This is a genomic window from Microbacterium sp. NPDC057407 (assembly GCF_042803895.1).
In the GTDB taxonomy this organism is placed as follows: domain Bacteria; phylum Actinomycetota; class Actinomycetes; order Actinomycetales; family Microbacteriaceae; genus Microbacterium.
On sequence record NZ_JBHVCA010000003.1, the window covers coordinates 305,473 to 319,077 of the forward strand.

The window sequence follows — 13,605 nt, forward strand, 5'->3', positions numbered from 1 at the left end:
CCCCAGAAGCCGGGCCGCCGCGTGGTGACCGTCACCCGTGCAGGACCATCAGGTCCTCCCGCGCCTCGCGGCGGGCGGCGCGGCGGTCGCGGTGGCGACCGATCGCGATGACGCCGGCGCCGATGCCGACCAGGCCGATGAACATCACCGCGATGTAGGTGGCGACCGATGCCCACCCTCCGGGACCGTGCGGGTCGAGGAAGGGGTACGGGTACCACCAGTCGGCCGCACCCGACGGGTCGGTGACCAGCTCGCCGCGGATCATCGTCATCGTCAGCCACGAGAGCGGGTAGACCGCGATGACCGGCAGACCCCACCAGGGCAGTCCCCGTCGCTTCGACGCGAAGAGCAGGTCGGCCAGGAAGTACAGCGGCAGCACCACGTGCAGCACCTCGATCGCATAGTTGTCGAGGAGTGCGATGCCGGCCGAGTCGGCCGCCGCGACCTCGGAGGGCACCCCGCGCAGCAGCACGTTGTACACGACCCCGAGGAGCAGCATCGGCCCGGTCACGATGGCCAGAGCCAGCTCGATCGTCAGCGGTTCGCGCTGGGCATCCGGGTGCATCCGGGCCCAGGTGGAAGCCGCGAACAGGGCCGCGACCGCCAGCATCGTCGTCACGATCGTGAACATGCTGAAGTAGTTGGCGAGAACGAGCTCGAGGCTCTGCCCTTGCCGAGTCGCACGGTCTACGTTGACGACGTAGCCTGCGGTGACCGCCGAGATCCCCAACCCGGCGGCAATGGATCTCATCGCTGTCCAGTGCATGATTTCCCTCCCAGTGATCGACATCCGTCTTCGGTGTCGGTGAGGAAGGTTTAGCGCCGTCCGTGCCGCGTTTGCAGGGATTCTGTCGTCGAGAAGAGAGCCGGATGCCTCGGCAAACGCGGTCCTTTGTATGAGACCTACACACTGTCCACCGTATGGGGGACGTTTTTGACAAACGCTTACATTCCGGGCCGGGAATCGCTTATGGAAGCGAAAGGACCGACCCTACGGGGCCGGTCCTTTTGACGATGTGGAGCCTAGGAGACTCCGTCGCCTGCGCTGCGCTCCGGCTCCTCCTCGAATCGCAGATCCTGAAGATCGCGAAAAGGACCGACCCTACGGGGCCGGTCCTTTTCACGATGTGGAGCCTAGGAGATTCGAACTCCTGACATCCTGCTTGCAAAGCAGGCGCTCTACCAACTGAGCTAAGGCCCCGAAGGGGGTATGTCGGTGGGGCTACCAGGACTTGAACCTGGGACCTCTTCATTATCAGTGAAGCGCTCTAACCGCCTGAGCTATAGCCCCGTCTCGATCGACGCTTCCGCGCCGATCAACCTCCAAGACTTTACCTGACGCTCGCCCTTTTCACGAATCCAGCGACGCGCGAAGGGCGACGCATCCGTCAGTTGGAGGTGAAGCCGACCAGTAGCCCGCCCGTGACCTTCACGGCCAGGTTGTAGATGCCGGCCAGCACGGCGCCGAGCACCGTCACGACCACGAGGTTCAGGATCGCGACGATCGCCGAGAACGCCAGCACCTGCGGCAGGCTGACGAACTGCGACAGCAGGATCGTGCCGTCGGTGAAGTTCCCGAAGAACTCGTCGGCCTGCGAGATGAGACCCGTGGTCTGCACCACCAGGAACACCAGCACGAACGAGACGACCGTGACCACGGCGAGCGCGATCGCCGCGAGGAACGACAGCTTGACGGCCGACCAGAAGTCGACGTACACCAGGCGCAGGCGCACCTGCTTCGCGCTCGTCTTGTGGCTGGACTTCTTGGCGAGCTTGTCGGCTACCGTGCTCATGCGTCAGTACTTTCCTCGGGGGTCTCGGGAGAGGATTCGGCGGTGCCGTTCTCGTCGGCGGCCTCTGCCTCTTCGGCCAGGCCACGCTCTCCGTTCCGCGCGATCGCGATGATGCGATCCTCGTCGGCGGCGCGGGCGAACACGACTCCCATGGTGTCGCGGCCCTTGGCGGGCACCTCGGCCACGGCAGAGCGTACCACCTTGCCGCTGGCAAGAACCACCAAGACCTCGTCGTCCGCCGAGACGATCAGCCCGCCCGCCAGATCGCCGCGATCCTCGCTCAGCCGGGCCACCTTGATGCCCAGGCCACCGCGGCTCTGACCGCGGTACTGCTCGACCGCCGTCCGCTTGGCGTAGCCGCCCTCGGTCACGACGAAGACGAATCCGTCGTCACGGACCACCGAGGCCGACAGCAGGCTGTCGCGCCCACGGAACGACATGCCCTTGACGCCCTCGGTCGCGCGTCCCATCGGCCGCAGTGCCTCATCGGACGCCGTGAAGCGCAGCGACATCCCGTGCCGGCTGATCAGGAGGATGTCGTCGCCCTCATCGACGAGCAGCGCACTGACCAGCTCGTCCTCCTCGCGCAGGCGGATCGCGATGACCCCGCCCTGCCGATTGGTGTCGTAATCGGTGAGGCGGGTCTTCTTCACGAGCCCGCCGCGCGTGGCCAGGACGAGGTATGTCGCGACGTTGTAGTCGCGGATGTCGAGGATCTGGGCGATCTCCTCGTCGGGCTGCAGCGCGAGCAGGTTGGCGACATGCTGACCCTTCGCGTCGCGGCCGGCCTCAGGCACCTCGTACGCCTTCGCGCGGTAGACGCGGCCCTTCGTGCTGAAGAACAGCAGCCAGTGATGGGTGGTCGTGACGAAGAAGTGCTCGACGACGTCGTCGGCCCGCAGCTGCGCGCCCTTCACCCCGCGGCCGCCGCGATGCTGTGAGCGGTAGTTGTCGCTGCGGGTGCGCTTGATGTACCCGTCGCGGGTGACGGTGACCACCATCTCCTCTTCGGGGATGAGGTCTTCGATCGACATGTCGCCGTCGAACCCCTGCAGGATCTGGGTGCGGCGGTCGTCGCCGAACCGCTCGACGATGGCGGTGAGCTCGTCGCGGATGATGGTCCGCTGACGCTCCGGCTTCACGAGGATGTCGTTCAGGTCGGCGATCTGGGCCTCGAGTTCGGCCGCCTCGTCGATGATCTTCTGGCGCTCCAGTGCGGCCAGGCGGCGCAGCTGCATCGCGAGGATCGCGTCTGCCTGCACATCGTCGATCTCGAGGAGGTCCTTCAGGCCCTCGCGGGCGTCGTCCACGGTAGGCGAACGCCGGATCAGCGCGATGACCTCGTCGAGCGCGTCGAGCGCCTTGAGGTAGCCGCGCAGGATGTGCATGCGTTCCTCGGCCTTGCGCAGCCGGTAGCGCGTGCGACGCACGATGACGTCGATCTGGTGGTCGATCCAGTACGAGATGAAGCCGTCGAGCGGCAGAGTCCGGGGCACGCCGTCGACGATCGCGAGCATGTTCGCGCCGAAGTTCTCCTGCAGCTGCGTGTGCTTGTACAGGTTGTTCAGCACGACCTTGGCGACGGCATCCCGTTTCAGCACGATCACGAGACGCTGTCCCGTGCGGCCGGAGGTCTCGTCGCGGATGTCGGCGATGCCGGTGATCTTGCCGTCGCGAGCGAGATCGCTGATCTTCACCGCGACGTTGTCGGGGTTCACCTGGTACGGCAGCTCGGTGATCACCAGGCACGTGCGTCCCTGGATCTCTTCGACGTTGACGACGGCACGCATCGTGATCGAGCCGCGGCCGGTGCGGTAGGCCTCCTTGATGCCGCGGGTGCCGAGGATCTGCGCCTTCGTCGGGAAGTCGGGCCCGGGGATGCGCTCCATGAGCGCCTCGAGCAGCTCTTCGCGCGAGGCATCCGGGTTGTCGAGAGCCCACAGGGCACCGGATGCCACTTCCCGCAGGTTGTGCGGCGGGATGTTGGTGGCCATGCCGACCGCGATGCCGACCGAGCCGTTGACGAGGAGGTTCGGGAAGCGGGCCGGAAGGACCGTCGGCTCCTGCGTCTGGCCGTCGTAGTTGTCTTGGAAGTCGACGGTCTCCTCTTCGATGTCGCGCACCATCTCGAGCGCGAGCGGAGCCATCTTCGTCTCGGTGTACCGCGGGGCCGCCGCGCCCTGGTTGCCGGGCGAACCGAAGTTGCCCTGGCCGAGCGCGAGCGGGTAGCGCAGCGCCCACGGCTGGACGAGTCGAACGAGGGCGTCGTAGATCGGGGCGTCGCCGTGCGGGTGGTACTGGCCCATCACCTCGCCGACCACGCGCGAGCACTTCGAGAACGACTTGTCGGGGCGGAAGCCGCCGTCGTACATGCCGTAGATCACGCGGCGATGGACGGGCTTGAGACCGTCGCGCACGTCGGGCAGCGCGCGCCCGACGATCACGCTCATCGCATAGTCGAGGTACGAGCGCTGCATCTCGAGCTGCAGGTCGACCTGGTCGATCTTGCCGTGCTCGTGGTACGGGGCGGGGCGTTCTTCGTCAGCCATGTCGGTGCTTTCGGTGATCGACGTCCGGCGCGGAGGACCGGGTCATCGAGGTCGGATCAGATGTCGAGGAAGCGCACGTCTTTGGCGTTGCGCTGGATGAACCCGCGTCGGGATTCGACGTCTTCGCCCATGAGGATCGTGAAGATCTCGTCCGCGGCGGCCGCGTCGTCGATGGTCACCTGCTTGAGCGTGCGCGTCTGGGGGTCCATCGTGGTCTCCCACAGCTCGTGGTCGTTCATCTCGCCGAGACCCTTGTATCGCTGGATGCCGTTGTCTTTCGGGATGCGGCGGCCCTGCGCGGCCCCTTCGGCCAGAAGCGCGTCGCGCTCACGGTCGGAGTAGGCGTACTCGTGCGGCGAGTTCGACCACTTCAGGCGATACAGCGGCGGCTGCGCGAGGTAGACGAAGCCGGCTTCGATCAGGCCGCGCATGTAGCGGAACAGCAGCGTGAGCAGCAGCGTCGTGATGTGCTGGCCGTCCACGTCGGCATCGGCCATGAGCACGATCTTGTGATAGCGCGCCTTGTCGATGTCGAAGTCTTCGCCGATGCCCGTGCCGAACGCCTGGATCATGGCCTGGACTTCCTTGTTGCCCAGGGCGCGGTCGAGGCGTGCGCGCTCGACGTTCAGGATCTTGCCGCGCAGGGCGAGGATGGCCTGGGTGTGCGGGTCGCGGCCCTGCACGGCCGAACCGCCGGCCGAGTCGCCCTCGACGAGGAAGATCTCGCTGATCGACGGGTCTTTGCTGGTGCAGTCCTTGAGCTTGTCGGGCATCGCGGCCGACTCGAACACGCTCTTGCGCCGCGCGGTCTCGCGGGCCTTCCGGGCGGCGAGGCGAGCCGTGGCCGCGTCGATCGCCTTGCGGATCACGTTCTTCGCCTGCACCGGGTTGCGGTCGAGCCAGTCGGCGAGCTGGTCGCCGACGACCTTCTGCACGAACGCCTTCGCCTCGGTGTTGCCGAGCTTGGTCTTGGTCTGGCCCTCGAACTGCGGCTCAGACAGCTTGACCGAGATCACCGCGGTCAGCCCCTCGCGGATGTCTTCGCCGGTGAGGTTGTCGTCCTTCTCCTTGAGCAGGTTCTGCGCCCGCGCGTACGCGTTGATCCGCGTCGTGAGCGCCGCACGGAAGCCCTCTTCGTGCGTGCCGCCCTCGTGCGTGTTGATGGTGTTCGCGAAGGTGAAGACGTTCTCGGTGTAGCTCGTGGTCCACTGCATGGCCAGTTCGAGCGAGATGTGGCGAACGGTGTCTTCGGATTCGATCTCGATGATCTCGTCGTTGACGACCTCGGCCTTGCGCACCTTGTTGAGGTATTCGACGTAGTCGACGAGTCCGCGCTCGTAGTAGAAGTCGTCGTGCGGCTGCCGCTCTTCGCTGCCGCCGTCCTCGGTGTCGACGACGTACGTCGAGTCGGGACGCTCGTCGCTCAGGGTGATGCGCAGTCCCTTGTTGAGGAACGCGGTCTGCTGGAATCGCGTCCGCAGCGTGTCGTAGTCGAAGTGGACGGTCTCGAAGATCGTGTCGTCGGGCCAGAACTGGATCGTCGTGCCGGTCTCGTCGGTCGCCTCCTCCTTCGCGAGGGGAGCCTGCGGCACGCCGCCGTCGCGGTAGGACTGCCGCCATGCGTGACCCTGGCGCCTGACCTCGACCTCGAGCCGCGTCGACAGCGCGTTCACGACCGACGAGCCGACGCCGTGCAGACCGCCTGACACGGCATAGCCGCCTCCGCCGAACTTGCCGCCGGCGTGCAGGACGGTGAGGACGACCTCGACCGTCGACTTGCCCTCGGTGCGGTGCATGTCGACGGGGATGCCGCGGCCGTTGTCGACGACGCGGATGCCGCCGTCGCGCATGATCGTGACGTTGATCGTGTCGCAGTATCCGGCCAGCGCCTCGTCGACCGAGTTGTCGACGATCTCGTAGACCAGGTGGTGGAGGCCGCGCTCACCGGTCGAGCCGATGTACATGCCGGGCCGCTTGCGAACGGCCTCGAGCCCCTCCAGCACCTGGATGGCGTCGGCCCCGTATTCGCTGGGAACCGATTCGACGGGTCGCGATTCGGGTTCCTCGGAAACGCTCTCAGGGGTATCGGACGTCATGAGTCAGGGCGCTCCACATCGGTAGGCGGGGGTACTGACAGTCTATCAACCAACGACCGCCCGAGCCGCCTCTGCGCCTCTGTGGCGCGCGGAAATGACCTCGGACGATATCTGACGTGGCTCAGCCGTAGGTATCGCGCGGACCACGCCCTGGAATCGTTCTGGGACCCCATTTCCAAGAGGGGACGTCCGGTCCTATGAAGCGGATGACGTCGACCCCCGCTTCGGGGAACCGGCGAACGATCTCCGAGAGGATGTGCGCGCGCATCAGCTGCAGCTGCTTCGCCCACGCCGTCGAATCCGCCTGGACCGTGAGAGTGCCCTCCGAGAACGCGACCGGGCGGGTGTGCCGCGCGGTGTCTTCGCCGGCGACGTCCGACCAGGCCCGCACGACGTCTTCGCGCGCAAGTTCCTTGTCCCAGCCCGCCTCCCGGGTCAGCTGCGCGAGCACGTCGCCCATTCCCCTCGGGTCGCGCCCCGGCGTGAACGGCTCGTTCTCGTCGTCGTCCGTGCGTCGCCGGCGCTTGCGGAACGACCGGGCCGAGGGCTCGAGCCCGCGCAGACGCAGATAGGTAGCGATCGTCTCGGGAACCGCGGGGTCGGATGCCGCACCCTCCGTCGCCGCGCCGGGCTCAGGCATCCGTCGCCTCCAGGATGGTGCCGGCCTCGACGCGCACGATGCGCGCACGCAGCCCGGCGGGGACATCCTCCTCCACCGCGGCCGTGACCACCACCTGCTCGTAGTCGGACGCCAGGAGCGCGAGCCGCGCCCGCCGGTCGGCGTCGAGCTCGGCGAACACGTCGTCGAGGATCAGCACCGGGTCGCCCAGGCGCGACTCGGCGCGCAGCAGCTCGGCCGACGCCAGGCGCAGTGCGAGCGCGACCGACCACGACTCGCCGTGCGACGCGTAGCCCTTCACGGGCAGGCCGCGCACGCGGAGGACCAGGTCGTCGCGGTGCGGGCCGACGAGAGTGAGTCCCCGATCGAGCTCGGCCGCCCGGCGCTCGGCCAGCGATTGGCGGAAGAGGTCGGCGATGCGGCGCGCGGATCCCTCGGACTCGGGCGCCGAGTCCCCCTCTTCGGGATCGGCACCCGACACCGACAGCGCCCACTGCGCCTCGGGCCGATGGTCGGCGCCGGCAATGGCCGAATACGCGGCGGCGAGCGGCGCGGCCAGATCGTCGGCGAGCGCGAGCCGCGCCTCGATCACCTCGGTTCCGAGCGCGACGAGCTTGTCGTCCCAGACATCGAGCGTGGTGAGGGCGTCGCCCCGGATGCCTCGTGCCTTCGCCGACTTCAGCAGCGCGGTGCGCTGCTTCAGCACCCGCTCGTAGTCGGCGAGCACGCCGGCCATGCGCGGGGCCCGCTGCACGAGGAGCTGGTCGGCGAACCGGCGGCGCGCTGACGGGTCGCCGCGGACGATCTGCAGGTCTTCGGGCGCGAAGAGAACGACCTGGGCGTAGCGAGGCAGCTCGGCCGGCTTGACCGGGGCCCCGTTGACCCGCGCCTTGTTGGAACCCTGGCGGTTGAGCTGCACCTCGAGCAGTACGTGTCGCTCACCGTGCGCCAGCCGCGCCCGGACGATCGCCGAGTCGGCGCCGTCGCGCACCATCGGCGCGTCGTTGGACACGCGGTGCGAGCCGAGGGTGGCGAAGAACCCGATCGCCTCGGCGAGATTCGTCTTGCCCTGTCCGTTGCGACCGACGAAGACGTTCGGACCGGGACCGAGCGTCACATCGGCGACCGCATAGTTGCGGAAGTCGACGAGACTCAGCTGCTCCACGATCACTGGTCAAGCCTAATCAGCGGCGGCGACAGGCCCGGCCGGTGCCGGCCGCCGGCCCTGCAGCGTCAGCGCAGGAGCAGGTTCGGCTGCAGCAGGTAGCGGAACGAGTCCGAACCGGCCCGGTCGACCGAGGTCTGCGGGGTGATGAGCACCGGGCTGAGCTTGTTGGCGTTCTCGCTCGACGTGAAGGTGATGCGCACGAACTCGCTCTTCACCGCGCCGAGGGACTCGAGCAGGTACTGCGGGTTGAGTCCGAGGGTGACGTCCTCGCCGACCAGATTGGCGTCGACGGACTCGGTCGCCCGAGCCTGCTCGGTGCCCGAGGCATCCATCGACACGCTGTCGGTGGTGAAGGTGAAGCGCAGCGGGGCCGACCGGTCGAGGACGAGCGACACGCGGCGCACCGCCTCGGCGAGCTCAGCCGTGTTCACGACCGCGTGGTGCTCGGTCGCCTCGGGGAAGAGACGGCGGACCGGAGGGAAGTTGCCCTTGATGAGCAGCGACGTCACCGTCTTGTTGCCGGCGGTGAAGGCGATGATCTCGCGGTCGCCCGAACCGGAGAACGCGATCGAGATGTCGCCGCCGTGGGCGAAGGTCTTGCCGACTTCGGTGAGCGTGCGCGCCGGAACGAGGGCCGTCGTCGTGTCGTCGGTCGCCGTGCCCCCGCCGTCGAACGGGATCTCGCGGAGCGCGACTCGGTAGCGGTCGGTCGCCACCAGGCTCAGCGCGGTGCCCGCGACCTCGAGCTGCACGCCGGTGAGCACCGGCGTCACGTCGTCGCGCGACGCGGCGAAGGCCACCTGGGCGATCGCGGTCGCGAAGTCGTCGGCCGGAACCAGGCCCGAGTCCCCCGTGACCTCCGGGATCGCGGGGTACTCCTGCACCGGCATCGACGCCAGGGTGAAGCGCGCCGAGCCGCAGGTGAGCAGGATGCCGCCGTCGTCGTCGACCTCGACCTGGATGGGGGCGTTCGGCAGCCGGCTGGCGATGTCGGACAGAAGTCGTCCGTGAACCAGGATCGTGCCCGGGTCGTCGACCGTCGCCTCGATGGTGGTGCGCGCGGATGCCTCGTAGTCGAACGCCGCCAGTGAGAGTCCTTCTTCGCTCGCCTCGATCAGCACACCGGCGAGGATCGGCTGAGGGTTGCGCTGCGGCAGGAGCTTGACCACGAACGACACGGCCTCGCTGAACACATCGCGGTTGACGTGGAACTTCACGAATGCTCCCTCGACTGCTGGCTGGGGGTTCTCATGCTAGTGCCAGGTCGTTCCGATGCTAGTGCCGGAGTGCGAGGCATCCGGTCCACCACTCTTTCCACCGTCAAGGTGATCGGAGCGGGTTTCATCAAAGAGATTCTTGTCATGGTGTTAACCGCTGTGGAATCTGTGGACAAGTCGGCCGACGCCAGGCGGGACACCGGAATCACACGCGTGTGAGATGTGGAACGGCTGCGGATGACGCGTCGGAGAGATTCGGCGTCGGGCGCGCACCATCCCCATGCATCCACAGGTCTGCACGCTCCGCCCACAGTGTTTCCGCAGGCCGCCAGAGTTATCCACAGGTTTTCCACACTGTGAAGAACCGGATCATGGCGTGACGCGGGGGCCGGTGTCAAGCACTTTTTGCGGCATATGACCGCGGGCGACATCAGCGGCCGTTGCGGCCCAGCTGGGTGGTGATCTCGGACACCTGGTTGTAGATCGAGCGCCGCTCTTTCATGAGGTCGCTGATCTTCTTGTAGGCGTACATCACGGTGGTGTGATCGCGGTTGCCGAAGAGCTGGCCGATCTTGGGAAGGGACAGGCTCGTGCGCTCCCGGCACAGGTACATCGCGATCTGCCGTGCCGTCGCGACCGACTGCGACCTGCTCGACCCGTACAGGTCGTCGACGGTCAGCTTGAAGTACTGCGCCGTCGCCGTGATGATGTCGGTCGGCGAGATCACGTTCGCGTCGTCCTGGTCGACGATGTCTCGCAGCACTGTCTGAGCGAGCGACATGTCGAGCGTGGAACGGTTGAGGCTCGCGAATGCCGAGACGCGGATGAGAGCGCCCTCCAGCTCGCGGATGTTCGACGACACCACCGTGGCGATGTACTCGAGGACCTCGTCGGGGATGTGCAGACGCTCGCTCTGCGCCTTCTTGCGAAGGATCGCGATGCGGGTCTCGAGGTCGGGCGCCTGGACGTCGGTGATCAGGCCCCATTCGAAGCGGCTGCGCATGCGGTCTTCGAAACCGGTCAGGTGCTTCGGAGGCACGTCGCTCGTGATCACGACCTGCTTGTCGTGGTCGTGCAGGGTGTTGAAGGTGTGGAAGAACGCCTCCTGGGTCTCGGCGCGACCCTGCAGGAACTGGATGTCGTCGATGAGCAGGATGTCGACGTCGCGGTATCGCGCCTGGAACGCCGAACCCCGGTTGTTGGCGATCGAGTTGATGAAGTCGTTCGTGAACTCCTCGCTCGACACGTACCGCACTCGGATGCCGGCGTACAGGCTGAGCGCGTAATCGCCGATCGCGTGGAGGAGGTGGGTCTTGCCCAGCCCGGAGTCGCCGTAGATGAACAGTGGGTTGTACGCCTTGGCCGGAGCCTCCGCCACGGCGACCGCGGCCGCGTGCGCGAAGCGGTTGGACTGACCGATGACGAAGTTGTCGAAGGTGTACTTCGGATTGAGGCGGGTGTCGCTGCGCGGCGCCGGGGTGGAAGCATCCGACGACTCCTCACGCGGCGGACGGACCACGGCCGCCGGGCCGGGGGCGGGGGCGGATGCCGCGGAGACATCCGCCTGCACCGCGATGGGCGCGGTGAGATGCGCGTCGACGAGGTCGGGGTTGACCACCACGCGGAACGTGTCGGCACGCTGCGGTTCGTCCTGCTCGACGCGTGCGAGGGCCTCCATGATCGGGGTGCGCATGCGCTTGGTGAACTGCGCGGCCGTCAGGTCGTTGGGCACATCGAGGTAGAGCGTTCCGCCCATCACGCCCTGCGGTACGGCAAGGCTCAGGAACCCGTGCAGCTGAGGCGTCACCCGCTCGTCGACGGAGAGCTCGTCGAGCACGCGGGACCAGACCGGGACATCTGGAATTTCGTGCGGTGGCATGGCCCCCCCGGGGTCGTCGATCGTTCCACCGGAGGGCCGCGGGAAAGGCCCGCCGGGGCCTGTGGATAACTGCCCGAGCCACGCTAGTCAGCGGGCGTCTCCGGAGCAAACTCCACTGTAGATCCGGCAGGTGTGTCGTTGCCAGGACGGATGCCTCGGCCCGTGGATAATGCCTGTCGCACTCCGCTCGGTTTGAGTTCTCAGGCGGCTCGGCGTACCCTAAATCGGTTGACTTATGCCTTCACGGCAGTCCCCCTGTACGAGCGTCCCCGGTCTCAGAGTCCCGGTGACACCTGATCCGGAAGTGATCCCATGAGCAAGCGCACTTTCCAGCCCAACAACCGCCGCCGCGCCAAGAAGCACGGCTTCCGCGCCCGCATGCGCACCCGCGCCGGTCGTGCCATCCTCTCGGCTCGCCGCGCCAAGGGGCGCACCGAGCTCTCGGCCTGAATCCGAGCGGTGCTCGCGAGGCCGAACCGACTCACCCGCGGAGCGGAATACAAGGCCGTTGTCCGTCGGGGTCGTCGGTGCGCCGGGGCGCACACCGTGACCTATCTGAAACCCGCCGTGGCCGATGGCCCGGCGCGTTTCGGTTTCATCGTGAGCCGCCAGGTCGGCGGGGCGGTCGTGCGCAACACCGTCCGTCGTCGCCTCAAGGCGCTGTGCGCCGAAGCGCTGCCGACGGTGGCGGCCGGCAGTGAGATCGTGATCCGGGCCCTCCCGAGCGCGGGGACGGCTCCCTTCGGTGAGCTCCGTGCCGACCTCGAGCGCTGCCTGGCCAGAGGTGCCGCATGAGCGTCCTTCCCGCCTACGCCCTCGGCGACGCCCGGCTCGAGGCATCCGACCTCCTCAGATCCGTGCCGCTGCTCCCCCGTAATGCCGTGCTCGCTCTGCTGCACGGATACCGGGCAACGATCTCGCACACGTACGGCGACGTCTGCAAGTACTACCCCTCGTGCTCCGCGTACGCGGTCGGCGCCGTCCAGCAGCACGGTGTGGTGAAGGGCGCGGCGCTCACGGCGGCGCGTCTGGCTCGCTGCCACCCCTGGGCTGCCGGCGGCGTCGACGACGTCCCCGCGCATTCGCACTTCCGGCACGCACTGACCCCGCACGGGTTCGTGGTGCCGTCCTCCACTGGAAAGGACTGATCCTCCGCATGGATCTCTTGCTGGCCTCCACTCCCACACCCGCGGCGTCCACCGGCGGTGGGTTCGACCTCATCGGGATCATCCTGTGGCCGCTGAAGTGGGCGGTCGAGGCCGTGCTGGTCGCCTGGCACTGGCTGTTCACCTGGATGGGGCTTCCGCCCGCGGCAGGTCTCACGTGGGTGCTGTCGATCGTGGGCCTGGTGATCGTCGTCCGCTCGGCTCTGATCCCTCTCTTCGTCCGGCAGATCAAGAGCCAGCGCAAGATGATGGAAATCGCCCCTGAACTGCGAAAAGTTCAGGAGAAGTACAAGGGGAAGCGCGACCAGCTCTCGCGGGAGGCGATGAGCCGCGAGACCATGGCGCTGTACAAGAAGCACGGCACCACTCCGGTGTCGAGCTGTCTTCCCCTGCTGGTGCAGATGCCGATCTTCTTCGCGCTCTTCAGCGTGCTGAACGACGTCACACGCCACTATCAGGCCGGCATCGGCGGGGTCGGTCTGCTGAACGCAGAGCTGACCGCCGAGTTCTACAACGCCAAGCTGTTCGGCGTCGCTTCGCTGCACGAGACGCTGATCCAGGCGATCGAGACGAACAACACCGCGGCGATCGCGATTCTCGCGACCCTGGTCGTGCTGATGATCGCGTCGCAGTTCTTCACGCAGCTCCAGATCATCTCGAAGAACCTGTCCCCCGAGGCGAAGACCGGTCAGGCCTACCAGATGCAGAAGATCATGCTCTGGGTCCTGCCTTTCGCATTCGTCTTCTCGGGCGTCTTCTTCCCGCTCGGCGTCGTCATCTACTGGTTCGTGTCGAACCTCTGGACCATGGGTCAGCAGTTCCTCGTGATCCGCGAAATGCCCACGCCGGGCTCCGAGGCGGCGAAGGCCCGCGAGGAGCGACTGGCGCGCAAGGGGAAGGCGATCGACTCATCGGGCAAGGTCGTCCCGATGGAGAAGTACCTCGCCGAGCAGCAGCGGCTCTACGAAGAGGCCGAGAAGGCCCGCGCCGCGGCACCGAAGCGCCAGCAGCCCGTCAGCAAGCAGCGCGCCAAGAAGCAGGCGCAGAAGCAGCCCCCGAGCCCCAAGAGCGCTGATCAGTCCGGCGCCGGCGGCGCGGCATCCTGACCCCCTCTCCCG

The 13,605-nt window shown here is 67.2% G+C and carries 12 protein-coding genes and 2 tRNA genes; 4 read left to right on the forward strand and 10 right to left on the reverse strand.

What is annotated here, in order from left to right; translation table 11 throughout:
* Positions 1–31: 31 nt before the first annotated feature.
* From ACFUTX_RS10165 to dnaA, 10 genes are all read right to left on the reverse strand, one after another.
* Positions 32–751 carry a Pr6Pr family membrane protein gene (locus tag ACFUTX_RS10165; RefSeq protein WP_378863671.1) on the reverse strand — a complete coding sequence of 240 codons (720 nt, stop codon included), beginning with the start codon at positions 749–751 and terminating at the stop codon, positions 32–34.
* Positions 752–1,128: 377 nt separating this feature from the next.
* A tRNA-Ala gene (locus ACFUTX_RS10170) sits at positions 1,129–1,201 on the reverse strand.
* A 16-nt stretch (positions 1,202–1,217) separates the two neighbouring features.
* Positions 1,218–1,291: transfer RNA gene (locus tag ACFUTX_RS10175), tRNA-Ile, on the reverse strand.
* A gap of 97 nt (positions 1,292–1,388) precedes the next feature.
* A complete protein-coding gene (locus ACFUTX_RS10180) occupies positions 1,389–1,793 on the reverse strand; it encodes a DUF3566 domain-containing protein (protein ID WP_378863674.1) in 405 nt (134 codons plus the stop codon).
* Positions 1,790–4,342: a DNA gyrase subunit A gene (gene gyrA / locus ACFUTX_RS10185; protein WP_378863677.1), complete on the reverse strand. Its 2,553-nt coding sequence runs from the start codon at positions 4,340–4,342 to the stop codon at positions 1,790–1,792. Before gyrA ends, ACFUTX_RS10180 begins: the two co-directional genes overlap by 4 nt.
* Before the next feature lie 56 nt (positions 4,343–4,398).
* The gene (gene gyrB, locus ACFUTX_RS10190; protein WP_378863680.1) at positions 4,399–6,438 is read right to left on the reverse strand and encodes a DNA topoisomerase (ATP-hydrolyzing) subunit B; all 2,040 of its coding nucleotides are present in this window, start codon (positions 6,436–6,438) and stop codon (positions 4,399–4,401) included.
* Positions 6,439–6,559: 121 nt separating this feature from the next.
* Positions 6,560–7,078 carry a DUF721 domain-containing protein gene (locus ACFUTX_RS10195; protein WP_378863683.1) on the reverse strand — a complete coding sequence of 173 codons (519 nt, stop codon included), beginning with the start codon at positions 7,076–7,078 and terminating at the stop codon, positions 6,560–6,562.
* Complete coding sequence (recF, locus tag ACFUTX_RS10200) at positions 7,071–8,228, reverse strand: DNA replication/repair protein RecF (RefSeq protein WP_378863686.1); 1,158 nt, start codon at positions 8,226–8,228, stop codon at positions 7,071–7,073. The genes ACFUTX_RS10195 and recF overlap by 8 nt, the downstream gene beginning before the upstream one ends.
* Positions 8,229–8,290: 62 nt before the next feature.
* On the reverse strand, positions 8,291–9,442 hold the full coding sequence (dnaN, locus tag ACFUTX_RS10205) for a DNA polymerase III subunit beta (protein ID WP_378863689.1): 1,152 nt from the start codon (positions 9,440–9,442) through the stop codon (positions 8,291–8,293).
* Between the two features lie 430 nt (positions 9,443–9,872).
* Positions 9,873–11,321, reverse strand: coding sequence for a chromosomal replication initiator protein DnaA (gene dnaA, locus ACFUTX_RS10210; RefSeq protein ID WP_378863692.1), 1,449 nt, complete (start codon positions 11,319–11,321; stop codon positions 9,873–9,875).
* 312 nt (positions 11,322–11,633) lie between these two features.
* Here dnaA and rpmH point away from each other — a divergent pair, with 312 nt between their 5' ends.
* The 4 genes from rpmH to yidC are packed head-to-tail and all read left to right on the forward strand — an operon-like array spanning position 11,634 to position 13,593.
* Complete coding sequence (rpmH, locus tag ACFUTX_RS10215; protein ID WP_022879826.1) at positions 11,634–11,771, forward strand: 50S ribosomal protein L34; 138 nt, start codon at positions 11,634–11,636, stop codon at positions 11,769–11,771.
* A 9-nt stretch (positions 11,772–11,780) separates the two neighbouring features.
* A complete protein-coding gene (gene rnpA / locus ACFUTX_RS10220) occupies positions 11,781–12,116 on the forward strand; it encodes a ribonuclease P protein component (protein WP_378863695.1) in 336 nt (111 codons plus the stop codon).
* Positions 12,113–12,469 carry a membrane protein insertion efficiency factor YidD gene (gene yidD, locus ACFUTX_RS10225; protein WP_378863698.1) on the forward strand — a complete coding sequence of 119 codons (357 nt, stop codon included), beginning with the start codon at positions 12,113–12,115 and terminating at the stop codon, positions 12,467–12,469. Before rnpA ends, yidD begins: the two co-directional genes overlap by 4 nt.
* Positions 12,470–12,477: 8 nt before the next feature.
* Positions 12,478–13,593 carry a membrane protein insertase YidC gene (gene yidC, locus ACFUTX_RS10230; protein ID WP_378863700.1) on the forward strand — a complete coding sequence of 372 codons (1,116 nt, stop codon included), beginning with the start codon at positions 12,478–12,480 and terminating at the stop codon, positions 13,591–13,593.
* The last annotated feature ends 12 nt before the right edge of the window (positions 13,594–13,605 follow it).

Excerpts from the sequence above, each read along its gene's own strand:
- ACFUTX_RS10165 (WP_378863671.1), bottom strand. The coding sequence starts at position 751 with ATGAGATCCATTGCCGCCGGGTTGGGGATCTCGGCGGTCACCGCAGGC.
- ACFUTX_RS10180 (WP_378863674.1), bottom strand. The coding sequence starts at position 1,793 with ATGAGCACGGTAGCCGACAAGCTCGCCAAGAAGTCCAGCCACAAGACG.
- gyrA (WP_378863677.1), bottom strand. The coding sequence starts at position 4,342 with ATGGCTGACGAAGAACGCCCCGCCCCGTACCACGAGCACGGCAAGATC.
- gyrB (WP_378863680.1), bottom strand. The coding sequence starts at position 6,438 with ATGACGTCCGATACCCCTGAGAGCGTTTCCGAGGAACCCGAATCGCGA.
- ACFUTX_RS10195 (WP_378863683.1), bottom strand. The coding sequence starts at position 7,078 with ATGCCTGAGCCCGGCGCGGCGACGGAGGGTGCGGCATCCGACCCCGCG.
- dnaA (WP_378863692.1), bottom strand. The coding sequence starts at position 11,321 with ATGCCACCGCACGAAATTCCAGATGTCCCGGTCTGGTCCCGCGTGCTC.
- rpmH (WP_022879826.1), top strand. The coding sequence starts at position 11,634 with ATGAGCAAGCGCACTTTCCAGCCCAACAACCGCCGCCGCGCCAAGAAG.
- yidD (WP_378863698.1), top strand. The coding sequence starts at position 12,113 with ATGAGCGTCCTTCCCGCCTACGCCCTCGGCGACGCCCGGCTCGAGGCA.
- yidC (WP_378863700.1), top strand. The coding sequence starts at position 12,478 with ATGGATCTCTTGCTGGCCTCCACTCCCACACCCGCGGCGTCCACCGGC.